Origin of the sequence: Streptomyces sp. NPDC046821, from assembly GCF_040645335.1 — a bacterium.
Lineage (GTDB): Bacteria > Actinomycetota > Actinomycetes > Streptomycetales > Streptomycetaceae > Streptomyces.
The window spans coordinates 171,235-196,615 of record NZ_JBEYYB010000008.1 but is presented as its reverse complement, the minus strand read 5'-3'; the positions used below and the strand labels follow the sequence as shown (position 1 = coordinate 196,615).

Annotated in this window: 23 protein-coding genes and 1 tRNA gene; 9 read left to right on the top strand and 15 right to left on the bottom strand. The window is 70.3% G+C overall.

All coding sequences use genetic code 11. From position 1 onward, the window contains the following. Positions 1 to 170 precede the first annotated feature (170 nt). Together ABZ893_RS17915 and ABZ893_RS17910 are read left to right on the top strand one after the other, a co-directional pair. Complete coding sequence (locus tag ABZ893_RS17915; RefSeq protein ID WP_361404066.1) at positions 171 to 584, top strand: hypothetical protein; 414 nt, start codon at positions 171 to 173, stop codon at positions 582 to 584. A gap of 110 nt (positions 585 to 694) precedes the next feature. Further along, positions 695 to 1,570: a fused MFS/spermidine synthase gene (locus ABZ893_RS17910; RefSeq protein WP_361404063.1), complete on the top strand. Its 876-nt coding sequence runs from the start codon at positions 695 to 697 to the stop codon at positions 1,568 to 1,570. Positions 1,571 to 1,587: 17 nt separating this feature from the next. On the opposite strand, the gene ABZ893_RS17905 is transcribed toward ABZ893_RS17910, so the two are convergent. Then, positions 1,588 to 2,070, bottom strand: coding sequence for a hypothetical protein (locus ABZ893_RS17905; protein ID WP_361404588.1), 483 nt, complete (start codon positions 2,068 to 2,070; stop codon positions 1,588 to 1,590). 118 nt (positions 2,071 to 2,188) lie between these two features. Here ABZ893_RS17905 and ABZ893_RS17900 point away from each other — a divergent pair, with 118 nt between their 5' ends. From ABZ893_RS17900 to ABZ893_RS17890, 3 genes are all read left to right on the top strand, one after another. Beyond that, positions 2,189 to 2,896: a response regulator transcription factor gene (locus ABZ893_RS17900; protein WP_361404060.1), complete on the top strand. Its 708-nt coding sequence runs from the start codon at positions 2,189 to 2,191 to the stop codon at positions 2,894 to 2,896. Then, positions 2,893 to 4,317, top strand: a complete 1,425-nt coding sequence (locus ABZ893_RS17895) for a HAMP domain-containing sensor histidine kinase (RefSeq protein ID WP_361404057.1) — start codon at positions 2,893 to 2,895, stop codon at positions 4,315 to 4,317. The genes ABZ893_RS17900 and ABZ893_RS17895 overlap by 4 nt, the downstream gene beginning before the upstream one ends. 129 nt (positions 4,318 to 4,446) lie before the next feature. Further along, positions 4,447 to 5,907 (top strand): cellulose binding domain-containing protein, encoded by a 1,461-nt coding sequence (locus ABZ893_RS17890; protein ID WP_361404055.1) that lies wholly within the window; start codon positions 4,447 to 4,449, stop codon positions 5,905 to 5,907. Between the two features lie 86 nt (positions 5,908 to 5,993). Here the strand turns inward: ABZ893_RS17890 and ABZ893_RS17885 are convergent, their stop codons facing one another. The 5 genes from ABZ893_RS17885 to ABZ893_RS17865 all read right to left on the bottom strand — a co-directional run bounded on the left by ABZ893_RS17885 (position 5,994) and on the right by ABZ893_RS17865 (position 9,109). Then, positions 5,994 to 6,308 (bottom strand): hypothetical protein, encoded by a 315-nt coding sequence (locus ABZ893_RS17885; protein WP_361404052.1) that lies wholly within the window; start codon positions 6,306 to 6,308, stop codon positions 5,994 to 5,996. A 75-nt stretch (positions 6,309 to 6,383) separates the two neighbouring features. Further along, a tRNA-His gene (locus ABZ893_RS17880) sits at positions 6,384 to 6,456 on the bottom strand. Positions 6,457 to 6,577: 121 nt separating this feature from the next. Continuing rightward, entirely contained in the window at positions 6,578 to 7,180 is a 603-nt protein-coding gene (gene orn / locus ABZ893_RS17875) for an oligoribonuclease (RefSeq protein WP_361404049.1), read from the bottom strand. 10 nt (positions 7,181 to 7,190) lie between these two features. Then, a complete protein-coding gene (locus ABZ893_RS17870; RefSeq protein WP_361404046.1) occupies positions 7,191 to 8,402 on the bottom strand; it encodes a helix-turn-helix domain-containing protein in 1,212 nt (403 codons plus the stop codon). Positions 8,403 to 8,791: 389 nt separating this feature from the next. Next, entirely contained in the window at positions 8,792 to 9,109 is a 318-nt protein-coding gene (locus tag ABZ893_RS17865) for a hypothetical protein (RefSeq protein ID WP_361404585.1), read from the bottom strand. A 421-nt stretch (positions 9,110 to 9,530) separates the two neighbouring features. Here ABZ893_RS17865 and ABZ893_RS17860 point away from each other — a divergent pair, with 421 nt between their 5' ends. Further along, on the top strand, positions 9,531 to 10,055 hold the full coding sequence (locus tag ABZ893_RS17860) for a universal stress protein (RefSeq protein WP_361404043.1): 525 nt from the start codon (positions 9,531 to 9,533) through the stop codon (positions 10,053 to 10,055). Between the two features lie 192 nt (positions 10,056 to 10,247). Then, complete coding sequence (locus ABZ893_RS17855; protein ID WP_361404040.1) at positions 10,248 to 10,817, top strand: GPR1/FUN34/YaaH family transporter; 570 nt, start codon at positions 10,248 to 10,250, stop codon at positions 10,815 to 10,817. Between the two features lie 215 nt (positions 10,818 to 11,032). Here the strand turns inward: ABZ893_RS17855 and glmS are convergent, their stop codons facing one another. Beyond that, a complete protein-coding gene (gene glmS / locus ABZ893_RS17850; protein WP_361404037.1) occupies positions 11,033 to 12,850 on the bottom strand; it encodes a glutamine--fructose-6-phosphate transaminase (isomerizing) in 1,818 nt (605 codons plus the stop codon). Positions 12,851 to 12,866: 16 nt separating this feature from the next. After that, positions 12,867 to 13,124 carry a hypothetical protein gene (locus tag ABZ893_RS17845; protein WP_361404034.1) on the bottom strand — a complete coding sequence of 86 codons (258 nt, stop codon included), beginning with the start codon at positions 13,122 to 13,124 and terminating at the stop codon, positions 12,867 to 12,869. Between the two features lie 222 nt (positions 13,125 to 13,346). Here ABZ893_RS17845 and ABZ893_RS17840 point away from each other — a divergent pair, with 222 nt between their 5' ends. Both ABZ893_RS17840 and ABZ893_RS17835 read left to right on the top strand, forming a co-directional pair. Then, complete coding sequence (locus tag ABZ893_RS17840; RefSeq protein WP_361404582.1) at positions 13,347 to 14,930, top strand: metallophosphoesterase family protein; 1,584 nt, start codon at positions 13,347 to 13,349, stop codon at positions 14,928 to 14,930. Between the two features lie 213 nt (positions 14,931 to 15,143). Then, entirely contained in the window at positions 15,144 to 16,769 is a 1,626-nt protein-coding gene (locus ABZ893_RS17835) for a beta-N-acetylhexosaminidase (protein WP_361404031.1), read from the top strand. A 67-nt stretch (positions 16,770 to 16,836) separates the two neighbouring features. Here ABZ893_RS17835 and ABZ893_RS17830 read toward each other — a convergent pair whose 3' ends face one another. The 7 genes from ABZ893_RS17830 to ABZ893_RS17800 all read right to left on the bottom strand — a co-directional run bounded on the left by ABZ893_RS17830 (position 16,837) and on the right by ABZ893_RS17800 (position 25,375). Continuing rightward, positions 16,837 to 18,606 carry an IucA/IucC family siderophore biosynthesis protein gene (locus ABZ893_RS17830; protein WP_361404028.1) on the bottom strand — a complete coding sequence of 590 codons (1,770 nt, stop codon included), beginning with the start codon at positions 18,604 to 18,606 and terminating at the stop codon, positions 16,837 to 16,839. Further along, complete coding sequence (locus tag ABZ893_RS17825) at positions 18,603 to 19,136, bottom strand: GNAT family N-acetyltransferase (protein WP_361404025.1); 534 nt, start codon at positions 19,134 to 19,136, stop codon at positions 18,603 to 18,605. Before ABZ893_RS17825 ends, ABZ893_RS17830 begins: the two co-directional genes overlap by 4 nt. Beyond that, positions 19,133 to 20,467 (bottom strand): lysine N(6)-hydroxylase/L-ornithine N(5)-oxygenase family protein, encoded by a 1,335-nt coding sequence (locus tag ABZ893_RS17820; RefSeq protein WP_361404022.1) that lies wholly within the window; start codon positions 20,465 to 20,467, stop codon positions 19,133 to 19,135. The genes ABZ893_RS17825 and ABZ893_RS17820 overlap by 4 nt, the downstream gene beginning before the upstream one ends. Beyond that, positions 20,451 to 21,902, bottom strand: a complete 1,452-nt coding sequence (locus ABZ893_RS17815; RefSeq protein WP_361404019.1) for an aspartate aminotransferase family protein — start codon at positions 21,900 to 21,902, stop codon at positions 20,451 to 20,453. The genes ABZ893_RS17820 and ABZ893_RS17815 overlap by 17 nt, the downstream gene beginning before the upstream one ends. 246 nt (positions 21,903 to 22,148) lie before the next feature. Next, a complete protein-coding gene (locus ABZ893_RS17810; protein WP_361404016.1) occupies positions 22,149 to 23,012 on the bottom strand; it encodes a siderophore-interacting protein in 864 nt (287 codons plus the stop codon). A gap of 4 nt (positions 23,013 to 23,016) precedes the next feature. Then, a complete protein-coding gene (locus ABZ893_RS17805; protein ID WP_361404013.1) occupies positions 23,017 to 24,072 on the bottom strand; it encodes an ABC transporter substrate-binding protein in 1,056 nt (351 codons plus the stop codon). Between the two features lie 142 nt (positions 24,073 to 24,214). Further along, complete coding sequence (locus ABZ893_RS17800) at positions 24,215 to 25,375, bottom strand: acyl-CoA dehydrogenase family protein (protein ID WP_361404010.1); 1,161 nt, start codon at positions 25,373 to 25,375, stop codon at positions 24,215 to 24,217. Between the last annotated feature and the right edge of the window lie 6 nt (positions 25,376 to 25,381).

Genomic DNA, 25,381 nt, shown 5'->3' with positions numbered 1-25,381 from the left:
TTTAGCAACAAACCGGATATCTCCCCCGCCATCTGCCATGAAGTGCCATCCTTTGCGGCGGCGGATCGCCGTAGCTGTTGACGCTCACGGACGTTGAACCTTCGGTCCGGAGCGTTGCGTTCCGGCGCGCAGTTCGTGCGACCCGTACGCGAGAGCGAGGAGGGGCTGACGTGTTGGAGGCATCACTTTCCACAGCGCGGCACCGGCCGACCCAGGATCCCGACGCACCGCCGGAGGACGACGTCCCGTGCGACGTGGTGACCGTCCCGGCCCGGCAGGGATTCGAGGCGATCGACATCCTGCGCCGCGGCGCCACCGAGGACATCGGCCCGGTCCTGCATGACGGAGGCTGCGACACCCTCGGCTTCCTGGTGCCGCTCGGCACCGCCGACGCCTGGGACGTCCCCGGCAGCGCCTGCACCCACACCCCGCCCCAGGGCGGACATGAACCACCGGCCCTGGTCGAGGGCGGCGGCTGGCTGCTCCCGCCCGGCGAGTCCGATCTGGTCACCGACCCGGCCGTCCTGCGGGCGGCGCTCGACGAGGCGGCCCGCATGATCGAGGCCGCGGACAACCGCCGCTGAGGCGGCCCGCCGGACACTCTCCGTACGCCTCGCGCCACCGTCGCGCACTCTCCGTGCCCCTCGCCCACCGCCGCTGCGCCGACCTGCGTCTTCGCACCGATAATGGACGGATGGCGAGGGCGAAGAGCGGGCGGGACAGAGCGGTACGAGGCGGCCGGGAGGCGGTCGTCGAGGCCGTCGACGGCGGACTCGCGGAGCTGATACCCGACCGGGACCGGCCGCGCGCCTGGACACTGCTCGTGGACGGCGCCCCGCAGTCCCATGTCGACCTGGACGATCCCGCGTACCTCGACTTCGAGTACCAGCGCAGGATCGGTCATGTCATCGACCTCGCCGTGGACAAGGGCCGCCCCGTGCAGGCCGTGCACCTGGGAGGCGGTGCCTTCACCCTCGCCCGTTACGTCGCCGCGACCCGCCCCCGCTCCACCCAGCAGGTCGTCGAGCGGGACGAGGCGCTCGCCCGACTGGTGCGCCGCGAGCTGCCGTTGGACCCCGGCGCCCGGATCCGCGTACGCGCACTCGACGCCCGCGAAGGCCTGGCGAAGCTCCCCGACGGGTGGGCCGACCTCCTGATAGCCGACGTGTTCAGCGGCGCCCGTACGCCCGCGCACCTCACCAGCACCGAGTTCCTCACCGAGGTCCGCCGCGTGGTCAAGGCCGGCGGGGTCTACGTGGCCAACCTCGCCGACGGGCCGCCCCTCGCGCATCTGCGGGCCCAGATCGCCACCGCCGCGGCCGTCTTCCCCGAACTCGCCCTCGTCGCCGACCCGGCCGTCCTGCGCGGCAAGCGCTTCGGCAACGCGGTCCTCGTCGCCTCCGACCGGCCGCTCCCCGTGGCCGAACTGACCCGGCGCGCGGCGAGCGACCCGCACCCCGCGCGCGTCGAACACGGGCGCGCTCTCGCGGACTTCACGGGCGGCGCGACCGCCGTCACCGACGCGGACGCGGTCGCGTCCCCCGCACCCCCGCCGTCCGTCTTCCGGTAACTCCCGTGCGCGGGGCGTCAGTACGTCGCGATCTCCACGCTCGGCGCGTGGTCGTGCCACGTGCAGAACACCGACACCCGGTCCGTCCCGGACGTGAACTCGACGCGGATCCACGTCGAGTCCTTCCACACCTGCACCGACCAGCCCGCCGCGGGCGTCGCCGAGACCAGCGCCGCCGACTCCTTGCCCAGGTCGAACACGGCCCGGCCGCCGGGTGTCGTGTAGCCCTTCACAGTGCCGGCCGCGGTCGGTGACGGTGACGCGGGGGTCTTCGGGGGCGTGACCGGTGGGCGGCTCGGGGACGGTGAGTGCGTGGGGGAGGGAGGGGGTTCGGGACTGGCGGGGGACCGCGTCTCGGTGGCGCCCGCGGCGACCGGCACCGCGCGCGGCGGGTCGTAGACCGTGCCCGCGAGGACCGTGTGCACGCCCCACCACGACAGCGTGACGGCCGCGCCGGTGGCCGCCAGCCAGGCCGCCGTGTGGACGATTCCTCTGCGCAGGGGGTGCATCGCGGCCATCCTGCCGCACCCGTCACTCCCGTGTCCCCTGGGGGCCCAGGTTGCCCCGGACCTGCGAAGAAGCCACCCGGCGTCCCCCGTATGGCGTACGGTGCCGCCCATGGCAAGTGTGCTCGTGGTCGAGGACGACCAGTTCGTGCGCTCGGCCCTCATCCGGCACCTGACCGAGGCCTCCCACACCGTGCGGAGCGTCGGCACGGCACTGGAGGCGCTGCGCGAGGTCGCCCATCACCGGTTCGACGTCGTGATCCTCGACCTCGGCCTGCCCGATCTGGACGGGTCCGAGGCGCTCAAGATGCTGCGCGGGATCACCGACGTACCCGTGATCATCGCGACCGCCCGCGACGACGAGACCGAGATCGTCCGGCTGCTCAACGACGGCGCCGACGACTACCTCACCAAGCCGTTCTCGCCCGAGCACCTGTCGGCGCGGATGGCGGCCGTGCTGCGCCGCGCGCGCTCCAGCACGGCTGCCGAACCTCCCTCGCGCCTGTTGAAAGTCGGCGGTCTCGCCATCGACCCGCTGCGCCGCCAGGCCGAGCTGGACGGGTCGCGACTCGACCTCACCCGGCGCGAGTTCGACCTCCTCACCTTCCTCGCCGGCCGCCCCGGCGTCGTCGTCGCGCGTCGCGAACTCCTCGCCGAGGTGTGGCAGCAGTCGTACGGGGACGACCAGACCATCGACGTCCATCTGTCGTGGCTGCGCAGGAAGCTGGGCGAGACGGCCGCGCGCCCGCGCTATCTGCACACGCTGCGGGGCGTCGGCGTGAAGCTGGAGCCGCCGGGCCCGGAGGGCGGCGCGGCGTGAGGTGGGCCCTGGTCAAGGTGTGCCTCGCGGTCACCGCCATGGTCGTCGTCGCGTTCGCGGTCCCGCTCGCGCTCGTCGTCAAGGAGATGGCCAGGGACCGCGCCTTCTCCAACGCCGAACGCACGGCCGCCGCGCTCGGGCCCACCCTCTCCATCACCACCGACCGCGACGAACTCGCCCGCGCGCTCGCCACCGTGCAGACGGGCGGCGAGGACCGGGTCTCCGTGTACGTCCCGCCCGACGGCACCCACCCCGAGATCCGCCTCGGCGAGCAGCGCGTCGACGCGAACGACCTGCACATCCAGCGGGCCCGCGCCCTCGACGTACCGGGCGGCTCCGTCTGGCTCCAGCCCATCGCCGTGAGCACCGGCAAGATCGCTGTGGTCGAGGTGTACGTGCCTGAGGCCGAGGTCAGTAACGGCGTCACGACCGCTTGGCTCGTCCTCGCGGGCGTCGGCATCGCGCTCGTCATCGGCTCGGTCGCGGTCGCCGACCGGCTCGGCGTGCGCATGGTGCGGCCCGCGCAACGGCTCGTGGGCGCCGCGCACGACCTGGGCGAGGGCAAGCTCGGCGCGCGCGTGCCCGAGGACGGGCCGACCGAACTGCGCCTGGCCGCCGTCGCGTTCAACTCCATGGCCGATCAGGTCGTACAACTCCTCGCCAACGAGCGGGAGTTGGCAGCCGACCTGTCTCATCGTCTCCGTACGCCGCTGACCGTGCTCCGGCTCAACGCGGCCTCGCTCGGGGACGGGCCCGCCGCCGAGCAGACGCGGGCCGCCGTCGAGCAGCTGGAGCGCGAGGTCGACACGATCATCCGGACCGCCCGCGAGGCCAAGCCGCAGACGGCCGCCGCCGGTCCGGGCGCCGGGTGCGACGCCGCCGAGGTGATCCGCGAGCGCATGGACTTCTGGTCGGCGCTCGCCGAGGACGAGGGCCGCAAGGTGCGCCTGGCGGGCGTCGACCGGCCCGTACGCATCCCGGTGGCGCGCGGCGAGCTGGCCGCCGCCCTCGACGCGCTCCTCGGCAACGTCTTCCGGCACACCCCGGAGGGCACCGCCTTCGCCGTCGACGTGCACACCGCCGAGGACGCCGTGATCGTGCTCGTCTCCGACGCGGGCCCCGGCATCCCCGACCCGGACGCGGCGATGGCGCGCGGGCGCGGCTCGGGCAGCGACGGCTCCACGGGACTCGGGCTCGACATCGTGCGGCGCCTCGCGGAGTCGACGGGCGGTGACGTACGGATCGGGTCGTCGGTGCTCGGGGGCACGGAGGTACGGATCTGGGTGCAGCTGGACGGACGCGGGCCCGAGCAGGGGAGGCGGGGGCATCGGGGCGGGTCCCGGCGCCGGGTGTCTCTGCGCCTACTGTCTCTGCGTAACCGGCCGGACCCCCTCCGTTCCGGGATTGGTCTCGACCTTTAATCGCTCCCGATCTCTCCCTTAAGCCCGCCCTAAGAACCTCAACGCCCTTCCCTCGTACCCCATTTGCCGGTTTCCCGGTCGCTAGCGTGCTGCCGCACCCCACCCCCGTACAGCTAAGGCAGGCACGCGATGAGCAGCACGCACCGGCGCAGGGTCAGCGGCAGGAACAAGGTGATCGGCGGGCTCGTCGCCGCGGCGGTCGTGGGCGGCGGCGCGTACCTGTTCGCGGGGACCGCGCAGGCCGCGGGCGTCGACGCCGCGTACACGAAGACCAGCGAGTGGTCGGGCGGGTACACGGCCCAGTACGTCGTCACGAACGACACCGGCGCGCCCCAGAGCGCCTGGAAGCTCGAATTCGACCTGCCGTCCGGTACGAAGCTCAGCTCGCTGTGGAACGCGGAGTCCACCGTCTCCGGGCAGCACGTCACGGTGAAGCCCGCCTCCTGGGACAGCGTGGGCCTTGCAGCCGGGAAGTCGGTGACGGTCGGCTTCGTAGTGAACGGCGACGCGGACCCGACGGGCTGTCTGATCAACGGCGCCAAGTGCTCGGTGGACGACGGCGCGACACCCCAGCCGAGCGGCCGCCCGACGGAGTCACCGACCCCGACGGCGACGCCGAAGCCGACGGCCACCCCCACCCCGACCGCCAGCTCTACGCCCACCCCCACCCCCACCTCCACGCCTCCCGGCTCGGCCTCCGCCGCCAAGTTCGCCCCCTTCGTAGACACCTCCCTCTACCCGGCCTACGACCTCCTCGACACGGCCGCCAAGGCCGGGGTGAAGGAGTTCAACCTGGCCTTCATCACCTCAGGCGGCGGCTGCAACCCGCTCTGGGGCGGCGTGACCGCGCTCGGCGACGACAAGGTGGCCGCGCAGATCGGCGCGCTCCGCGCCCAGGGCGGCGACGTGCGGGTCTCGTTCGGCGGCGCGGCCGGCTCGGAGCTGGGCCTCGCCTGCTCGACGGCGGACGAACTGGCGAAGGCGTACGGCAAGGTCATCGACGCGTACAAGCTGACCAAGGTCGACTTCGACATCGAGGGCGGCGCGCTCCCGGACACGGCGGCGAACTCCCGGCGGGCGCAGGCCATCGCGGCCCTCCAGAAGTCCCACCCGGGCCTCGACGTCTCGTTCACGCTGCCGGTCATGCCGGAGGGCCTGACCCAGCCGGGCGTCGACCTGCTCGCCGACGCGAAGAAGAACGGCGTGGGCGTCTCCGCGGTCAACGTGATGGCGATGGACTACGGCGGCGCGTACAGCGGCGACATGGGCACGTACGCGATCCAGGCGGCGACGGCCACGCAGGCGCAGGTCAAGGGCGTGCTCGGGGTCTCGGACGCGGAGGCCTGGAAGAAGGTGGCGGTCACCCCGATGATCGGCGTGAACGACGTCAACGTGGAGGTCTTCAAGGTCGACGACGCGACCCAGCTCGTGCAGTTCGCCCAGCAGAAGGGCCTCGGCTGGCTCTCGATGTGGTCCGCGGCCCGCGACAAGGAATGCCCCGGCGGCGCCTCGAACTCGGCCCAGCCGACCTGCTCCTCCATCACCCAGGAACCCCTGGCCTTCCAGAAGGCGTTCGCCACGTACAAGTAAGCCGCTTCAAGTACCCAGCGCCCCCCACAGGAAAAACCAAGGCCCCGGTTCTCCCGAACCGGGGCCTTGACCCGTTGAAGCCTGCCTCACGGAGGCGCCCGGCCCGTGTCGAAGTCTTCGACGAGGCACGTCGCGAAGATGGTCCCGGCCAGCCACCCGTCCTTGTCCGGCCCACTCGCGGGAATGGCCAGCCGCCTGTGCTCGAAAGGCCCGTCCACCCACAAGCTGTCGACGACAGCCACGGCCCACACGCCATCGTCATCCTCGTAGAAGCTGAGCGCCTTCAAGGAGAGCGCCCCTTCATCCGGCCCACCGGTCAGCTGAGCCTCCACCTCACCCCGAAACTCATCGAGATACTCCGACCAGGCGGCGAGCATGTCCTTGCCGGTTTCAGCGGCCACATTCGCCAGCGTACGCGCGCGGACATGACGAAGGCCCGACCTGCTTTCGCAGATCGGGCCTTCGACCCTTTTCAGGGTGAGTGACGGGACTTGAACCCGCGGCCACCTGGACCACAACCAGGTGCTCTACCAACTGAGCTACACCCACCATGTCCGGTCGTTTGTCGTTCTTCCGACCGGCCGAGAAAAAGTGTACAGGGTCCGAAGGGGTGCTCGCGCACCCGTTTTCCGGACCCCGTACACAGGGGCGGAAAAGGCGGCGCGGAGCGCTACCGCGCAGGCTGGGAGTGCTTGGCCGCGATCGCCTTCGCGGTGTCCGAGTCCGGGCCGGGCTGCGGGACGAAGACCGCCTCGCGGTAGTAGCGCAGCTCCACGATGGAGTCGCGGATGTCGGCGAGCGCCCGGTGGTTGCCGTTCTTCTCCGGACTGTTGAAGTACGCCCTCGGGTACCAGCGGCGCGCCAGCTCCTTCACGGAGGAGACGTCGACGATCCGGTAGTGCAGGTAGTCCTCAAGCGTCGGCATGTCCCGCAGCAGGAATCCGCGGTCGGTGCCGACCGAGTTCCCGCACAGCGGCGCCTTGCCCGGCTCCTTGACGTGCTCGCGTACATACGCGAGGACCTGCTCCTCCGCGTCGGCGAGCGTCGTGCCGCCCGCGAGCTCGTCGAGCAGGCCCGAGGCGGTGTGCATCTGCCGCACCACCTCGGGCATGGTCTCCAGGGCCTCGTCCGGCGGGCGGATCACGATGTCCACACCGTCGCCGAGTACGTTCAGCTCAGAGTCGGTGACCAGTGCGGCCACCTCGATGAGCGCGTCATTCGCCAGCGAGAGCCCGGTCATCTCGCAGTCGATCCACACCATGCGATCGTTCATGCGCCCAACCCTACGGCGCACTCCTCGGACCCGGCAGACTCGCGCGCCCCGGCGCATACGCGTCCGAGCCGGGTTTGCCCGGTTCTGTCGCGAGTGACGCGGCGGGAGCCGCGAAGGCACCGGCCGTCGCGGACCGGCGGGACTGCGACGGGAGCGGGGTCTCCGTCCCGACCGCGGCCACGACCTCCAGCGGCTTCTCCTGCTGCGGTCTGCGCGCCCGGTACGCCGCGCGGTACGCGGCCGGCGACGAGCCGAGCTGGCGCCGGAAGTGCCCGCGCAGGGCGACCGGCGAACGGAAGCCACAGCGCCCGGCGACCTCGTCGACCGAGTAGTCGGAGGTCTCCAGGAGCCGCTGGGCCTGCAGCACCCGCTGGGTGATCAGCCACTGCAGGGGCGCGCTCCCGGTCAGGGAGCGGAACCGGCGGTCGAAGGTGCGGCGGCTCATATAGGCGCGCGCGGCCAGGGTCTCCACGTCGAACTGCTCGTGGAGGTGCTCCAGGGCCCACGACACGACCTCGGCGAGCGGGTCCGCGCCGATCTCCTCAGGTAAAGACCTGTCGAGGTAGCGCTCCTGACCGCCGCTGCGGCGCGGCGGGACCACGAGCCGGCGGGCCAGCGCGCCGGCCGCCTCGTTCCCGTGGTCCGAGCGCACGATGTGCAGACACAGATCGATACCGGCCGCGGTCCCGGCGCTCGTCAGGACGTCTCCGTCGTCCACGAAGAGCTCGCGCGGGTCCACGTGGACCGACGGATAGCGCTTGGCGAGGGTCGGCGCGTACATCCAGTGCGTGGTCGCGGGGCGGCCGTCGAGCAGGCCGGCGGCGGCGAGCACGAACGCTCCGGTGCACAGGCCGACGATGCGGGCGCCTTCCTCGTGCGCCCGGCGCAACGCGTCGAGGGCTTCCTCCGGGGGCGGCGACGTGATCGACCGCCACGCGGGCACGACGACCGTGCCGGCCCGGGAGAGCGCGTCGAGTCCGTGCGGCGCCGTCAGTTCGAGCCCGCCCGTCGTGCGCAGCGGACCTTCCTCGCCGGCGCTGACGAGCAGCCGGTAACGCGGGACGCCCGCGTCCTGGCGGTCGATGCCGAACACAGAGAGCGGAATCGAACTTTCGAAGATGGGTCCGCCGCTGAACAGCAGCACCGCGACTATTTCCCGGCGGCGGCGCCCGGAGAGCTTCCGAGCCGCCGCCTCCGGCGCAGCAGTGGAGTCGTGGCTCATCCGGCTAAGCCCCCCTCGGTGGTCGCGTCGCCCTTACTCGTGTGTCGGGCTTGTCGCTCCAGCACGTTTCCCCTCGGTCCTGCAAAGTCCCCCGCCGATGGACAGTCATGATCGAATCTACTGTGTCCGGTGGTCCCGGCGTGACCAGTTGAGGATCCGGCACATTGTCGACATGGCAACTTGGCGTGAAGCATTCGATCACGAAGCGTGGCACCGGGGCGTCTTGCGGGGAAGTGCGCCTCAACTCAGTGGCCGGTCCGCATAGGGTGCCGGCGCCATCGCAAGTGCTTACAGGCCTGGTGGCGCGGGGGTTGGAGGGCCTCGGGGGCAAGAAATGCGCGGCCGGGCGAAGTTGGCTGAAAATGTACGTGGTGGTGCGCTGAATCCAGTCAGTCCACCGGCGCACTTCCGCCACCGTGGCGACCGCCCCCGCGCGCCCCCGGTACCACCCTTGTGCGCCCTCCCCGGTGGCCGTGCGCCCGCACCGCACGCTCGGCCGCGACGCGCTCCGACCGCCGCAGCAGAGCCACGCAGGCCCCGGTCACCGCGGCCAGCCCCAGGGCCGCCCCCGCCGCTCCGGCCAGCGACGATCCGTATCCGACGAGAACGACCGGGACGAGGACGCAGCTGAACGCGGCCCAGCGGACGACGTCGCTCACGGTGTCCGGTCCGGCCGTCCCGGGGGTCTCCCGCACCTCCTCCGGCAGGGGCTCCGGAACGCCGGTCCGCAGGCCCTCGGGCGCCCGCCGGTCGTCGACGGACGGGGCTGGCGGATACGCGATGGACGGTCCGGGCAAGATGCGCTCCCTGTGGCTGTGGGTACGTACGTTCAACGCGTGGCTGTCCGAGCGGTCACTCGGCCGGAAAGAGCGCGCCCGACCGCACGCAAACCGTCTGTACGAGGCAGCGAGCATTGCCATACGGGCGCGGCCTCGGGCATGCTCCCCTGAACGCCGCGGAGCGTGCGCCGAGCCGGGCAGACGACTCTGGGCAGAGGAGGAGTGTCGCCGTACCCTTGGGGGTATGTGGTTGGGAAGATGATTCCCGGACACGGCTCCGCCGCTCCCTGACGTCCCTCCCACCTGAGGATCCGCCGAGGATCCAGAGGATCTAATCGCCGAGATATCCATGGCCGGTCACGAATTCTTTGAACCCGCGGACCGCAAGCGGCAGGTCGCCGATCACACGGCGACCCCGCAGGCGGCGGAAGAAGCACGCCAGTCCTGCGATCCCGCCTTCAAGCACGGGGTGGTCGTCGGTTTCGACGGCTCGACCTCCAGCGAGCGGGCCCTCGCCTACGCGATCGGGATGGCCCACCGCTCGGGCTCCGGCCTGATCATCGTCCATGTCGCCAACCGGCTGCCCACCACGGTGTGGGCGGGCTGTGAGCCGCCGGTCTTCGTCGACGTACCGGACCACCGCACCGAGGTGCTCGGTCTGGAGCTCGCCTGCGCGGACTATCTGTCCGAAGTGCCCTGGATCCTGGTCGAGCGCGGCGGTGACATCTGCCACGAACTCGAAGAGGTGGGCCATGAGTACGAGGCCGACGCGATCGTCGTCGGCTCCACGCACGGGCTCGTCGGCCGGCTCTTCGGCTCGGTCGCGGGACGGCTCGCGCGGCGCGCGCGGCGGCCCGTCATCGTCATCCCGTAGGTCCCGTAACTCCCATGTGGGTCAGGTGAGATGACGGCCTGTCGGCCTCGGTCGACGCGCTGAAAACAGCGAAAGCTACTCGTGCGTAGAGGTGCTTTGTGCCTTTGTGAAGGGTACATATCGGTAGCTGGGTCATACACGGAGCCCGGCATCGCGCGCAGCACAACTGCACCTGCACGAAGGGAGCCCGCCGTGGACAAAGACGTCTCCGCGGGAAGCACCACCTCCACTCTCGGTCATCTCGCCCTCGGACTCACCCTGTTGGCCTTCGGCCTCGGCCACACCGAAGTCATCAGCGGCGTGACGGCCGCGAACGCCGTGTCCCTCGCGACGTACGTCGGAGGCGTCGCGCTGTTCGTCGCCGGGCTGCTCGCCTACCGCGCCGACGACGCGTCGACGGGTACGGCGTTCGCCTCGCTCGGGGCGTTCTGGTTCACGTGGGGTGTCACGGCCGGGCACGCCATGTCGGCCAACGCGCAAGGGCTGTTCATGCTGCTCTTCGCGATGCTGGCGCTGAGTCTGACGCTCGGCGCCGCCGGTTCGGGGTCCATGGTGCGGGCGTCCTACGGGGCGCTGTGTGTGGCGCTGGTGCTGATGGCGATCGCCTCGTTCGGCGGCACGGTGGGGCTGGCGAAGGTGGGGGGCTGGTTCGCTGCGGTCGGGGGGTTGCTGGTGTGGTACGCGGCTACCGCCGCGATGGGGCATCTGCCTACCGCTATGCCTGGGCGTGCTGCTGGTCGGGGTGTGACGGCTGCCGGCTGACAGCGGGGGCCGGAGATTGGGCGCTCCGGCCCCCCATATAAGAACGGGTCCCTGCACGCTTCTTGGAGCGTGCGGGGACCCGTTCTTTGGTTCGGTGTCGGGTGCGGGCCCGGTGGGGGCTTGTCGCGCAGTTCCCCGCGCCCCTTAAGGGGCGCTTGCTTGGGGAGCGCAATGTGAGCCGCCCGGCCAACGGCCCCCGCCAGTAACCCCCGTTACTACTCCACCGTTACCGACTTCGCCAGGTTGCGGGGCTTGTCGATGTCCCTGCCGAGGGCCAACGCCGTGTGGTAGGCGAGGAGTTGGAGGGGGATGCCCATCAGGATCGGGTCGAGTTCGTCCTCGTTCTTCGGGACGACGATCGTGCGGTCGGCCTTCTCCTGCTCCTGGTGTGCGACCGCGAGGATGCGGCCGGAGCGGGCCTTGATCTCCTCCAGGGCGGCGCGGTTCTTCTCCAGCAGGTCGTCGTCCGGGACGATCGCGACCGTCGGGAGCGCCGGCTCGATCAGGGCGAGCGGGCCGTGCTTCAGCTCGGACGCGGGGTAGGCCTCGGCGTGGATGTACGAGACCTCCTTGAGCTTGAGCGAGGCCTCGCGGGCGACGGGGTAGCCACGGACACGGCCGATGAACATCATCGAGCGGGCGTCGGCGTACTCCTCGGCGACCTTCTTGATCGCCTCTTCCTGCTCCAGGATCGCGGTGATCTGCTCGGGCAGCTTGCGCAGGCCCTCGATGATCCGCTTGCCGTCGGCGACGGACAGGTCGCGGATGCGGCCGAGGTGCAGCGCGAGGAGCGCGAAGGCGACCGTCGTGTTGGTGAAGCACTTGGTCGAGACGACGCAGACCTCGGGGCCGGCGTGCACGTAGACACCGGCGTCCGACTCGCGGGCGATCGCCGAGCCGACGACGTTCACGACGCCGAAGACGCGGGCGCCCTTGCGCTTCAGCTCCTGCACCGCGGCGAGCACGTCGTACGTCTCACCGGACTGGGAGACCGCGATGTACAGGGTGTCGGGGTCGACGACCGGGTTGCGGTAGCGGAACTCGGAGGCGGGCTCGGCGTCCGCGGGGATGCGGGCCAGCTCCTCGATCATCTGCGCGCCGATGAGGCCCGCGTGGTACGAGGTGCCGCAGCCGAGGATCTTCACGCGGCGGACGCTGCGCGCCTCGCGGGCGTCGAGGTTCAGGCCGCCCAGGTGCACGGTGGAGAAGCGCTCGTCGATACGGCCGCGCAGGACGCGGTCGACGGCCTCCGGCTGCTCGAAGATCTCCTTGTGCATGTACGTGTCGTGGCCGCCCATGTCGTAGGACGCGGCCTCGTACTCGACGGTGGTCGGCGACGCGTTCGTGCGCGTGCCCTCCGTCGTGTAGGTGCGGAAGTCGTCGGCCTTGAGGGTGGCCATCTCGCCGTCGTCGAGGGTGACGATCTGGCGGGTGTGGGCGACGAGCGCGGCGATGTCCGAGGCGACGAACATCTCCTTCTCGCCGATGCCGAGGACGACCGGGGAGCCGTTGCGGGCCACCACGATGCGGTCCGGGAAGTCGGCGTGCAGGACGGCGATGCCGTACGTGCCCTCGACGACGCGGAGCGCGTCGCGGACCTTGTCTTCCAGCTTCTCGGCGGCCGAGCGGGCGATGAGGTGGGTGAGGACCTCGGTGTCCGTCTCGGAGAGGAAGGTGACGCCCTCGGCGACGAGCTTGGCGCGCAGGTCGGCGGCGTTGTCGACGATGCCGTTGTGGACGACGGCGACCTTGTCGTCCGCGGACATGTGCGGGTGCGCGTTCTCGTCGGACGGGGCGCCGTGGGTGGCCCAGCGGGTGTGGGCGATGCCCGTGGTGCCCTTGAAGCGGGCGGGCACCTTGGCCTCCAGGTCACGGACGCGGCCCTTGGCCTTCACCATCTTCAGGCCGTTGGCCTTCGGGCTGGTGATGACGACGCCCGCGGAGTCGTAGCCGCGGTACTCCAGGCGCTGCAGGCCCTCGAGCAGCAGCGGCGCCACGTCACGCTTACCGATGTAACCGACAATTCCGCACATATCTTGCTGATCCCCTCTAGCCGTAGACGATGCGCCGCAGCTGCCTGAGGGACAGCTCGGGCGGCGCGACCGCGCGGTATTTCAGGTCCGCCGAGATCCGTTCGAAGATCTCCGCGTTCACCAGGCCCTGGGCCTGGAGCTCGCGGTGGCGGCGACGGACGTACACCTCGGTCGTCTCGTCGAAGTAGGCGAGCACGTCCTGGATCACCCGCAGCGCTTCGCCCCGGTTCAGGGGCGAGCTGCGCGTCAGATGATCAACAAGTTCGTCGTGCACCCGGATGATCCTGGAGGAAGTGCGGACCGTTCGCAAGAATTCTGCCCGATTCCGGGCAGGGGTGCGCTGTGGGGAGGAAAACAGGGGTTCTCGGACGACTGGGGTTACCGGAGGTTCACACTCTTCAGGCGCACCATGCCGCTTGTTACCCGCGCGTTCACGTGTCGTACCCGGCCGGTACGGGTGGCTCGGGCAACTTTTCCGGTCATGGACATTCCCCGCATGGGCGTACCCGAGCAGCTCGCCGACAAGATGAGCATGGCCGAGCAGCACGAGTACCTGCGCAGCAAGTTCTCCCGCCGCACCATGATGCGCGGCGGCGCCGTCACCCTCGGCACGATCGCGGGCGGCGCCTTCGTGCCCGGCGCGGCCTCCGCCGCCGTCCCCACGCAGACCGGACGCGCCCCCGGCGCCGTGCCCGCCGCCCCGAAGGTCGACGGCGCGCTCGTCGCGCCCTTCGCCCGGCACCTCGCCTACGGCGCCGACGCGAGCACCGAGATGACCGTCTCCTGGCAGGTCCCGGTCGCCGTCAAGAACCCGTACATCCGCGTCGGCGCGCACCCCTGGGACCTCTCGCGGAAGATCCAGGCCGAGGTCCGGCCCCTCTACACCCCGGCCGGCGTCGGCACCGGCTCCGACCACACGCAGTACTACCTGCACGCCCAGCTGACCCGGCTGCGCCCCGGCACCACGTACTACTACGGCGTCGGCCACGACGGCTTCGACCCGGCGGCGCCGCACCTGGCCGGCACGCTCGGTACGTTCACGACGGCTCCCGCGCGCTCCGAGCCCTTCACGTTCACGGCCTTCGGCGACCAGGGCGTCAGCTACCACGCGCTGGCCAACGACAGCCTGATCCTGGCTCAGAACCCGGCGTTCCATCTGCACGCCGGTGACATCGCCTACGCGGACCCGTCCGGTTCCGGCCGGACCAGTGACACGTTCGACGCCCGGATCTGGGACCAGTTCCTCGCCCAGACCGAGACCGTCGCCAAGCAGGTGCCGTGGATGGTCGCGTACGGCAACCACGACATGGAGGCCTGGTACGCGCCGCACGGCTACGGCAGCCAGGAGGCCCGCTTCACGCTGCCGGACAACGGGCCCGACACGAAGAACCTGCCCGGCGTCTACTCCTTCGTGCACGGCAACACGGCGATCGTCTCCCTCGACGCGAACGACGTCTCCTGGGAGATCCCGGCCAACCTCGGCCTCTCCGGCGGCACGCAGACCACGTGGTTCGAGCGCCAGCTGAAGAAGTTCCGCGCCGACCCCGCCATCGACTTCATCGTCGTCTTCTTCCACCACTGCGCGTACTGCACCGCCTCCTCCCACGCCTCCGAGGGCGGGGTGCGCAAGGAGTGGGTGCCGCTCTTCGAGAAGTACACCGTCGACCTCGTCATCAACGGGCACAACCACGTCTACGAGCGCACCGACGTCCTCAAGGGCGACCGCGTCACCAAGGAGCTGCCGATCGGCGGCACGGCGTACCCCGAGACCGACGGCGTCGTCTACGTGACCGCGGGCGCGGCCGGCCGGAGCCTGTACGCGTTCCCGGTCGAGGACACGTACGAGGGCCACGAGAAGAAGATCGACCCGTTCGCCTCGTACGTCGTCCAGCCCGACGGCAGCAAGAAGAACATCACCGTCGACTGGTCCCGCGTGCGGTACACGAACTACTCGTTCCTGCGGGTCGACGTGGAGCCGGCGCCGGCGGGCCGCACGGCGAAGCTGACGGTGCGGGGCCTGGCCGAGACGGGCGAGGAGATCGACCGGTTCGTCATCGCGCGGAAGGCCGGTCGGGGCTGACGGCCCGTACGGGATTTCGCTGACGGCCCGTACCGGATTTCGCTGACGGACCCTTACGGGATTTCACCGTCCGCCTCGTGCGAATTGGTCTACACCCTTGACCTGGCATGGGGCGGACGGTACCCATGGTGACGCACGCGCTACAGATGCAGATGCCACAGATGTGAAACCCCCCGCGATCCACGACCTCGTCGCTCGTCGAAGGGACCGTCCGTGAGACAGCAACAGAAGCAGCGCCGCAGAACCTCCCGCCTCCTCGGCTCACTGCTGCTCGTCGCGGCCGCGGGGGTGTCCGCCCTCGGCGCCGCCCCGCCGTCCGCCGCCCCGGCCGCCGAACCGCCCGTCACCCCGCTCGGCCAGGTGGTGCCCGCCCCCGCCTCGGTGACCCCGGGCGGCACGGCGTACGAGATCACCGCCAAGACGCCGATCCGGGTCGAGCAGGACTCGGCGGAGGCGCGGCAGATCGCCGCCTATCTCGCGGACGTGCTCCGGCCCTCCACCGGGTACCGCCTGCCCGTCACCGGCTCGGGCGGCGACGACGGCATCCGCCTCGAACTCAACGGCAAGGCAACGGACTTGGGCGCCGAGGGCTACCGGCTCGTGTCCGGCCGGGGCGCCGTCACCATCACCGCCAACAAGCCCGCCGGACTCTTCCACGGCGTCCAGACCCTGCGGCAGCAGCTCCCGGCCGCCGTCGAGAAGAACACCACGCAGACCGGCCCCTGGCGCGTCGCCGGCGGCACCATCGAGGACAGCCCCCGCTACGGCTACCGCAGCGCCATGCTCGACGTCTCCCGGCACTTCTTCGGCGTCGACCAGGTCAAGCGCTACATCGACGAACTCGCGCTCTACAAGGTCAATAAGCTGCACCTGCACCTCAGCGACGACCAGGGCTGGCGCATCGCGATCGACTCGTGGCCGAAGCTCGCCACGTACGGAGGGTCCACGCAGGTCGGCGGCGGCCAGGGCGGCTCCTACACGAAGGACCAGTACAAGGAGATCGTCCGGTACGCCGCCTCGCGCTACCTGGAGGTCGTGCCCGAGATCGACATGCCGGGCCACACGAACGCGGCGCTCGCCTCGTACGCCGACCTGAACTGCGACGGCGTCGCGCCCCCGCTCTACACCGGTACGAACGTGGGCTTCAGCTCGCTGTGCGTCAACAAGCCCGTCACGTACGACTTCGTGGACGACGTCATCCGTGAGCTCGCCGCGATGACGCCCGGCAAGTACATCCACATCGGCGGCGACGAGGCGCACTCCACCAGCCACGCGGACTACGTCGCCTTCATGGACAAGGTCCAGCCGATCGTCGCCAAGTACGGCAAGACCGTGGTCGGCTGGCACCAGCTCACCGGCGCCACCCCGGCCAAGGGCGCACTCGCCCAGTACTGGGGTCTCGACGGGACCAGCGCGACCGAGAAGGCGCAGGTCGCGGCGGCCGCACAGAACGGCACAGGCCTCGTCCTGTCCCCGGCCGACCGGTCCTACGTCGACATGAAGTACAACCGGGACACCAAGCTCGGCCTCTCCTGGGCCGGGTACGTCGAGGTCCAGCGGTCCTACGACTGGAACCCCGGCAACTACCTCCCGGGCGCGCCCGCGTCGGCCGTCCAGGGTGTCGAGGCGGCGCTGTGGGCGGAGACGATCAGCACGTCCTCGGACATCGACTACATGGCGTTCCCGAGGCTGCCCGGTATCGCCGAACTCGGCTGGTCGCCCGAGTCCACGCACGACTGGGACGCGTACAAGGTGCGGCTCGCGGCGCAGGGCCCGCGCTGGGACGCACTGGGCATCGGGTACTACAGGTCGCCGCAGGTGCCGTGGCCTGCCGGCTAGAGCACTGAGGTCAGAGTGAGGCTCCCCGAGGACCGTCTCGGGGAGCCCCACCCCGTTCACGGGACGGCTACGCGATCGGGTTCCGGAGTGTCCCGACCAACTGGAGCGCGCCCGACGGGTCGGCGAGGTCCACCATCTGTTCGTTGTTCTTCAGCTGGAGCCGGTTGAGGCAGGACAGGGTGAACTCCGGCGCGAACATGTCGTACTGCCGGAATTTTTCGGCCAGTTGGGGCGTCGACTCCTGGTAGTCGCGGACGCAGCCGGCGACCGCGTCCCAGAACGTGTCCTCGTCCAGGACGCCCTCCGTGACCAGGTTCGCGGCGAGAAAGCGGAAGAAGCAGTCGAAGACGTCCGTGAAGATGGAGAGCAGCTTCTGGTCGTCCGGGACCTCGACGCGGATGCGGTCCACGCCGGGCGGGAGGACCGCGTCGGGGTCCATCACCGCGATCTCCTCGGCGATGTCCTTGAAGATCGCTCGCCGCACGGTCCCGTCCTCACCGAGCACGAGGATGACGTTCTCGCCGTGCGGCATGTACACGAGGTCGTACGCGTAGAAGCTGTGCAGCAGCGGGGTGAGGTAGGACCGCAGGTAGGGGTGCAGCCACTCGGCCGGGGTGAGGCCCGAGCGCTCGATGAGGGCCGCCGCGAACGAGCGGCCGTCCGCGTCCACGTGCAGCAGTGACGCCATCGTGGCGAGTCGTTCGCCGTCGGCCAGGGACGGGACGGGGGACTCGCGCCACAGGGCGGCGAGCATCTTCCGGTAGGGCGAGTAGCGGTCGGTCGCGGCCTCGTACTCCAGGTGCCGGTAGCCGACGGCGGCGCGTTCGCGGATGACGGTGAGACCGGTGGCCTTGAGGACCGGGTCGTTCTCGACGAGCTGCGCGAGCCAGTCGTTGATGGCGGGCGTGGCCTCCATGTACGCGGCGGACAGACCACGCATGAAGCCCATGTTGAGCACGGACAGGGCGGTCTTCACATAGTGCTTGGCCGGGTCGCTCGTGTTGAAGAACGTACGGATCGACTGCTGCGCCAGGTATGTGTCGTCGCCCTCGCCGAGGAGGACGAGGCGGCGCTGCGCGACCTCGGCGGCGAAGGTGACCGACAGCTTGTTCCACCACTGCCAGGGGTGGACGGGTATGAGGAGATAGTCGTTGGGGTCGAGGCCCTGGCCGGTGAGGGTGGCGGCGAAGCGGGCCAGGGTCTCCTCGCCGAGCTCGGCCCGCAGCAGGGACTCGTAGTCGAGACCCGCGCCCGCTGTGAACGTGGCCCGCTCGCGCGTCGCCGCCAGCCAGATCAGCCGTACGGGGCTCGCGGTCTCGGGGGCGTACGACAGGTACTCGTGGACGCCGAAGCCGAGCCGGCCGTTGTTCGCGACGAAGCAGGGGTGGCCCTCGGTCATGCCCGTCTCGATGTCCTGGAACGAGCCGCCGTGGGCGAGCGACGCGGACGTGACCGGCGGCTTGCCGAGCTTGAAGCAGATACCGGAGAGGGTGGAGGAGATCTCCTCCAGGTAGACGGGCAGGATCGCGTCGCTCAGGCCCAGGGAGGCCTTGAACTCGACGAAGAACTCCAGGGCGTTCAGCGGGAGTTCGGTGCCGTGCCGGTGGCGGATGAGGGAATCGGCGTCGACCTGCCAGTGGTCGAGACGCAGGCGCCGGGCGGTGAAGCGGTAGTGGGTGTGCCCGTCGTCGCTGCGAACTGTGAAGGCGTCTCCGTCCGCCTCGGGTGTGAGCAGCCGCTCGTGGGCGAACTCGCCGAGCGCCTTGCGGATCAGCAGGCGCTCGGCCCGCGCCCAGCGCTCGGGGGAGAGGTGGGTGACGGTGTCGGCGAGGGTCATACGGTGCTCCCAGCGGTGGCGCGCTCGAACTGCTCGCGGGTGCAGAAGCTGAGCAGCGCCTTCTTCTCGGGCTTCTGGATCTCGTGGTCGGGGACGAAGCCGACGGCCTCGTTCAGGGCGTGCACGGCCGTGTTGCGTACGTCGGGCTCGACGACGACGCGCCGCACGGACGGGTCCGCGAACAGGTGCTCCATGACGGCGGTGATGACGGCACGGGTGAAGCCGTGCACCGGGGTGTCGGTGGGGGCGACCAGGAAATGCATCCCGATGTCGCCGGGCTCAGGCTCGTAGAGGCCGACCAGCTCGACGTGCGCCGGGTCATAATGCTCCGTCAGGAAGCAAGGATCGCCGCTGAGTTCACCGATGAACGCCTCATGGTGCTCGGCCGCGGCCATCGCCGCGTACTCGCGCTCCACATCCTCCGGACTCGCGTCCTGCATCAGCCAGAACGCGGCTTTGGGGTGGGTCACCCAGCGGTGGACGAGCGCGGTGTCTTTGAACGGGTCGAGGGCCCGGACAGTGAAGGTCATGCGGCGAACTCCTGGAACGCGATGGTCTTCTCCACGGGGTAGAACTCGGTGCCGAGCAGCTCGCGGATGATGTACGCGTTGCGGTACGCGCCCATGCCGAGGTCGGGCGAGGTGATCGAGTGGGTGTGGACGCCGGCGTTCTGCACGAAGACGCCCCGGCCCGTCGCGTCGACGGAGTAGTTGCGGGCGAGGTCGAACCGGCCGCGACCGTCCCAGCGCAGCCGGTCGCGGACCGGCTCCAGGAAGGCGGGCGTCTCGTACCGGTAGCCGGTGGCGAGGATCAAGCCGTCCGTGCGCAGCTCGAAGTCCTTGCCCTGCTCCTCCTGACGCAGCCCGAGCGTGTACGTCCCGTTCTCGTAACTCGCGCTGTGCAGAGCCGAGTTGGTCATGAGCCGAGTAGGAACCGGGCCCGCCAGGTTCTTCTGGTAGAGCAGATCGAAGATCGCGTCGATGAGGTCGCCGTCGATGCCCTTGAAGAGGCCCTTCTGCCGCGCCTCCAGGCGGTAGCGGGTGTCCTCCGGCAGCGCGTGGAAGTAGTCCACGTACTCGGGGGACGTCATCTCCAGGGTCAGCTTCGTGTATTCGAGGGGGAAGAAACGGGGGGAGCGGGTCACCCAGTTCAGGCGGTAGCCGTGGACGTCGATCTCGCTCAGGAGGTCGTAGTAGATCTCGGCGGCGGACTGGCCGCTGCCCACGAGGGTGATCGAGTCCTTGCGCTGGAGCTCGGCCTTGTGGTGCAGATAGCGGGAGTTGTGGATCGCGTCGCCGTCGAGCCTGCGGCACGCCTCGGGGATGTGCGGCGGGGTCCCGGTGCCGAGTACGAGCCGGGGCGCCCGGTAGGTCATGCCGCCCTCGGTGGCCACGACGTACAGCTCGGCGGCTTCGTCGTACGTCACCCGCGTGACCGTCGTGCCGAAGCGGACGCTGGTGAGTTTGGCGGCGGCCCAGCGGCAGTAGTCGTTGTATTCGGTCCGCAGGGGATAGAAGTTCTCGCGGATGTAGAACGAGTACAACCGCCCTGATTCCTTGAGGTAGTTGAGGAACGAGTACGGGGACGTCGGGTCGGCGAGGGTGACCAGGTCCGACAGGAAGGGGGTCTGGAGGTGGGCGCCCTCCAGGAACATGCCCGAGTGCCATTCGAAGTCCGGCTTGGACTCCAGGAAGACGCCGTTCAGCTCGTCGATCGGCTCGGTGAGGCAGGCGAGGCCGAGGTTGAAGGGGCCGAGGCCGATCCCGACGAAGTCGAGGGGCGGCGCGAGGTCGTCGAGGGGCGGTGCGAGGGCATCGCGGGGCGGCGCGAGGTCGTCGCGGGGCTCAGGAGGCGTGGACAAGGTTCTCTCCCAGGTACTGCTCGGCGTGGCCGGCGATCAGATCGAGGACGGCGGCGATGTCGTCGACGGTGGTCTCGGGGTTGAGCAGGGTGAACTTCAGGTAGTGGCGGCCGCCCACCCTGGTGCCCGCCACGACCGCGTCACCGGACGCGAACAGGGCCTTGCGGGCGTACAGGTTGGCGCGGTCGATCTCCGCCGGGTCGGTGACGCCGGCCGGGATGTGGCGGAAGACGAGCGTGGACAGCCGGGGCTCGACGACGACGTCGAAGCGCGGGTCGGCGGCGAGCAGCTCCCAGGCCCGCGCCGCGAGGTCACACACCTCGTCGAAGAGCTGCCCGACCCCGTCGGCGCCCATCACGCGCAGCGTCATCCACAGCTTGAGCGCGTCGAACCGGCGGGTCGTCTGGAGCGACTTGTCCACCTGGTTGGGGATGCGCTCGGCGACCGTACGGCGCGGGTTGAGGTAGTCGGCGTGGTACGTCGCGTGCCGCAGGGTGGCCGCGTCCCGGACCAGGACCGCGCTCGAACTCACGGGCTGGAAAAAGGACTTGTGGTAGTCGACGGTGACGGAGTCGGCGCGCTCGATGCCGTCGAGGAGGTGCCGCCTGCGGGCCGACGCGAGGAGTCCGCAGCCGTACGCGGCGTCCACGTGCATCCAGGTGCCATAGCGCTCGCAGAGTTCGGCGATCTCGGGCAGCGGGTCGATGGAGCCGAAGTCGGTCGTCCCGGCGGTCGCGACGACCGCCATCGGTACGAGGCCGTCCTGGCGGCAGCGTTCCAGTTCGCGGGCGAGGACGTCGGTCCGCATCCGCCGTTCGCGGTCCACGGGGATCGTGACCACGGCGTCCGGTCCGAGCCCGAGCAGGGTCGCGGATTTCCTGACGCTGAAGTGCCCGGCCTCGGACGTGAACACCCGCATGTGGGTGGGGTGTTCGGGGCTGCGGGACTTCGTCTCCTCGCGGGCGAGCAGCAGCGCCTGGAGGTTGGACTGGGAGCCGCCGGAGGTGAAGACGCCGTCGGCGGCGGGGCCGAGGCCGATGCGTCCGGTGGTCCAGTCGATGAGCTTGCGCTCGATGAGGGTGCCGCCCGCGGACTGGTCCCAGGTGTCGAGGGAGGAGTTGACCGCCGAGAGCACGGCCTCGCCGAGCACGGCCGGGATGACGACCGGGCAGTTGAGGTGGGCAAGGTAGCGCGGGTGGTGGAAGTAGACGGCGTCACGGAGGTACAGCTCTTCGAGCTCGTCCAGGGCGGCCGTGGTGTCGAGGAGCGGGGTGTCCAGGTCGACGGCGTCGACGCGGGGCGCGAGGTCGTCGGCGGTGACCCCGGTGAACGGCCGTGCGGTGGCGGCGAGTTTGGCCGCCACCCGCTCGATTCCCTCGGTCACGGAGCGGCGGTAGTGCTCCGCGGTCGTGTCGTTGAGCAGGTGCGAGCGCATGAACGGTCCTCCGGGTGGGGGCGGGAACGCGGGGTGGTGCGGCGTACGAGCGCAGAGAAAGAGGCGGGGCCGCAACGCTTTAGTTAAGTTAGCCTAACCTAACTAAAGCTCGCGACCCCGCCTCTGTTTCCTGTCCGGATTCCGCTGCCGGCCGGCCCTTACGGGGGCGTCCCGGAAGTGACTGGGCGGCCGCCTCTCCCGGGCTGGGTGACCCCTCTCGCGACCTAGGCGGCCGCCTCTCCCGCGCTAGGCAGCTGCCTCGCCCGCCTCCGCCACACGCAGCCCGTCCTCGCTCAGCCCCTTCCGCCAGTACCCGACGAACGTCACCGACCGCTTGTCGTAGGCCCGTTCGCGCACGAGATGGCGGCGCAGCTCCTTCATCGCCCCCGACTCGCCCGCGAGCCAGCCGTACGGGCGTGCGGCGTCCGGGAGTTGGGCAGCGCGGATCGCCTCCAGCGCGGACGGCGGATTCTCGTCACGCACGAGCCAGGTGACGGTGGTGTGGTCCGGCAGCCGAATGTCCGGGATGTCCTCGCGGTGCGGGACCTCCAGCCAGGCGTGCGCGGGCAGTTCCTCCGGCAGCCAGGCGAGGACACCGAGGGCCGCGGGCAGGGCGGTCTCGTCGCCCCACATGAGGAGATGGTCGGCGTCTTCCGGGGGCCGGCAGCGTACGGCGGTGTTGTCGGCGACCGCCGGGCCGAGCACCGTCACGCGGTCGCCGGGGCGGGCGGCCTCGGCCCAGGCGCAGGCGGGTCCGGCGCCGCCCGGCCCGTCGTGGTGCAGCACGAAGTCGATGTCGAGCTCTTCGGGTTCGCGGCGCTGCCCGCTGACCGTGTACGAGCGCATCACCGCGCGTACGTCGTCCGGCAGTGCCCGGTACGCGGCGTGCCAGCCGCGGCCGTTGTCGCCGGGCTCGACGGGAGGCATCACGGGGGCGGGCTGGCCCGGACGCGGCAGGAAGAGGGACAGGCTCTGGTCCCGGCCCCCGGCGTGGAAGTCGGGCAGGTCGGGGCCGGTGAAGGTGACGCGCTGGAACGACGGGCCGAGCCGCCGTGTCCGCTGTACCTGGAGGTCGAAGAACCGGAACGGGGCGGGCTCGGTGGCCGTCATGACGTCAGCCGACCTTCCTGGCCTTCTCGATGGCCTCGGCGAGGTCTTCGAGGATCGGCGCGCACTTGGCGTACGAGTAGATGGGCTCGGTGACGCGGGGGATGACCTGGCCGGCGCGGACGGCGGGCAGCTTCTTCCAGGTGGCCTTGTCCTTGGCGAGGTCGGCGGGCTGGATGGTGGCCGTCCGGTTGTCCATCATGATGACGTCGGCCGGGTACTTGTCGATGTTCTCCCAGCTCAGGGACTCGTACCAGCCGCCGGAGGCCTTCTTCGCCTTCTCCGGCGGCTCGACGAATTTCACGCCGAGGGACTTGAAGTACTCCAGGTCGGCGGAGAGGTTCGTGCCGGAGACGTAGAAGATGTCCTGGCTCGCCGAGCCGACGAGGACGCGGATGTCGGGGTGCGCCTTGGCGGCCTTGCGCAGGCGGGCGGCGGCGGCTTCGAAGCGCTGCTTGGCCTTGACGACCTTGTCGGCCTTCACGTCGGCGCCGAGCGATTCGGCGAGCGCGAGCAGGCGCTCCAGGGGCCGGGTCATCTGGCGGTCGTAGACGGAGATGCCGACGCTGGGCGCCAGCTTGAGGATCTTGTCCTTGGAGTCCTCGGGGACGGACCACAGGGTGCCGGCCGTGTCGTAGACGGTGGTGACGAGGAGGTCGGGGGCGAGGGCCGCGTACTTCTCGATGTTGAACTGGCCCCAGGCGTTGCCGATGATCGTCACCTTGTCGACGGCCATGTCGCCGGCCTGGACGTCGGGCTTGCCGCCCGCCGTTCTCGTCGGGCCGAAGACGCCCTTGCACTGGATGCCGTAGTCCCAGAGGGCGGCGGCGACGCTGGTGAAGGCGACGACGTTCGCCGGGACCTTGTCGGCCTTCGCCGTCACCGCGCGGTCGTCCTTGAAGGACCAGGGGCCGGACTTGACGTTCTTGCCTGCCCCGGCGCCCGCCCCGGAGCCGTCTTTGGAGTCGCTGCCGCACGCGGCGAGCGCGGCGCCGAGGCCGAGTGCGCCGCCGGCGGCGAGAATGCCGCGGCGGGAGGGGCTGGTGAGACGCGCTTGGGGCATGACAGTGGCTGCTTTCATGACGAACGGAGGCCGCCGGCCAGGGTTGACTTAGGTTAACCTAACCTAAGTTGATCCCCGGTTGTCCAGCGGTCCTCCGCAGCCTTTTCAGTTGGTCAGCCCGTAAGTCCCATCTCCGGGTGCGTCAGCCCTTCAGGCCCAACTCCCGTGCGATCAGCATCCGTTGGACCTCGCTCGTGCCCTCGCCGATCTCCAGGATCTTCGAGTCGCGCCACATGCGGGCCACCGGATACTCGTTCATGAACCCGTACCCGCCGTGCACCTGCGTGGCCTCGCGCGCGTTGTCCACGGCGACCGTCGACGAGTACAGCTTGGCGAGCGCCGCCTCCTTCTTGAACGGCTCCCCGCTCACAAGGCGCGACGCCGCGTCCCGCCACGCGAGGCGTGCCGTGTGCGCCTTCATCTCCATGTCGGCGATCTTGAACTGGATCGCCTGGTACGAGCCGATGGTCTTCCCGAACGCCTTGCGCTCCTGGGCGTACTTCACCGACTCGTCCACGCAGCCCTGCGCGAGACCCGTCGCGAGCGCCGCGATCGCGATCCGGCCCTCGTCCAGGATCCGCAGGAACTGGGCGAACCCGCGCCCCTGTTCACCCAGCAGGTTCGCCGCCGGGACCCGGACGTCGGCGAAGGACAGCTCACGCGTGTCCGACGCGTTCCACCCGACCTTCGAGTACGGCGCCGCCACCGTGAAGCCGGGCGTCCCGGACGGCACGATGATCGAGGAGATGAGCGGCTTGCCCTCGGGCGTGCGGCCGGTGACCGCCGTGACCGTGACCAGGCCCGTGATGTCCGTACCGGAGTTGGTGATGAAGCACTTCGTACCGTTGATCACCCACTCGCCGGTCGACTCGTCGAGCCGGGCCGTCGTCCGCGTCGAGCCCGCGTCCGAGCCGCCGTCGGGCTCGGTCAGGCCGAACGCGCCGAGCATCTCGCCCGCACACAGCCGCGGCAGCCACTCCCGCTTCTGCTCCTCGGTCCCGAACAGATGGACCGGCATGGCGCCCAGGGAGACGCCCGCCTCCAGCGTGATCGCCACCGAGGAGTCGACCCGCGCCAGCTCCTCCAGGGCGATCCCGAGCGCCATGTAGTCGCCGCCCATCCCGCCGTACTCCTCCGGGAACGGCAGCCCGAACAGGCCCATGCGGCCCATCTCCCGCACGATCTCGTACGGGAACTCATGGCGCTCGTAGAAGTCGCCGATCTTGGGAGCGACGACGTCGTGCGCGAACTCCTCGACGGTGCGCCGGAGTTCTTCGTGCTCGCTGCTCAGACGGTGGTCCATCGTTCT

Excerpts from the sequence above, each read along its gene's own strand:
- ABZ893_RS17825 (WP_361404025.1), bottom strand. The coding sequence starts at position 19,136 with ATGACCTTCACTGTCCGGGCCCTCGACCCGTTCAAAGACACCGCGCTC.
- ABZ893_RS17870 (WP_361404046.1), bottom strand. The coding sequence starts at position 8,402 with ATGAGCCACGACTCCACTGCTGCGCCGGAGGCGGCGGCTCGGAAGCTC.
- ABZ893_RS17900 (WP_361404060.1), top strand. The coding sequence starts at position 2,189 with ATGGCAAGTGTGCTCGTGGTCGAGGACGACCAGTTCGTGCGCTCGGCC.
- ABZ893_RS17805 (WP_361404013.1), bottom strand. The coding sequence starts at position 24,072 with ATGCCCCAAGCGCGTCTCACCAGCCCCTCCCGCCGCGGCATTCTCGCC.
- ABZ893_RS17890 (WP_361404055.1), top strand. The coding sequence starts at position 4,447 with ATGAGCAGCACGCACCGGCGCAGGGTCAGCGGCAGGAACAAGGTGATC.
- ABZ893_RS17810 (WP_361404016.1), bottom strand. The coding sequence starts at position 23,012 with ATGACGGCCACCGAGCCCGCCCCGTTCCGGTTCTTCGACCTCCAGGTA.
- orn (WP_361404049.1), bottom strand. The coding sequence starts at position 7,180 with ATGAACGATCGCATGGTGTGGATCGACTGCGAGATGACCGGGCTCTCG.
- ABZ893_RS17840 (WP_361404582.1), top strand. The coding sequence starts at position 13,347 with ATGGGCGTACCCGAGCAGCTCGCCGACAAGATGAGCATGGCCGAGCAG.
- ABZ893_RS17815 (WP_361404019.1), bottom strand. The coding sequence starts at position 21,902 with ATGCGCTCGCACCTGCTCAACGACACGACCGCGGAGCACTACCGCCGC.
- ABZ893_RS17910 (WP_361404063.1), top strand. The coding sequence starts at position 695 with ATGGCGAGGGCGAAGAGCGGGCGGGACAGAGCGGTACGAGGCGGCCGG.
- ABZ893_RS17860 (WP_361404043.1), top strand. The coding sequence starts at position 9,531 with ATGGCCGGTCACGAATTCTTTGAACCCGCGGACCGCAAGCGGCAGGTC.
- ABZ893_RS17800 (WP_361404010.1), bottom strand. The coding sequence starts at position 25,375 with ATGGACCACCGTCTGAGCAGCGAGCACGAAGAACTCCGGCGCACCGTC.
- ABZ893_RS17830 (WP_361404028.1), bottom strand. The coding sequence starts at position 18,606 with ATGACCCTCGCCGACACCGTCACCCACCTCTCCCCCGAGCGCTGGGCG.
- glmS (WP_361404037.1), bottom strand. The coding sequence starts at position 12,850 with ATGTGCGGAATTGTCGGTTACATCGGTAAGCGTGACGTGGCGCCGCTG.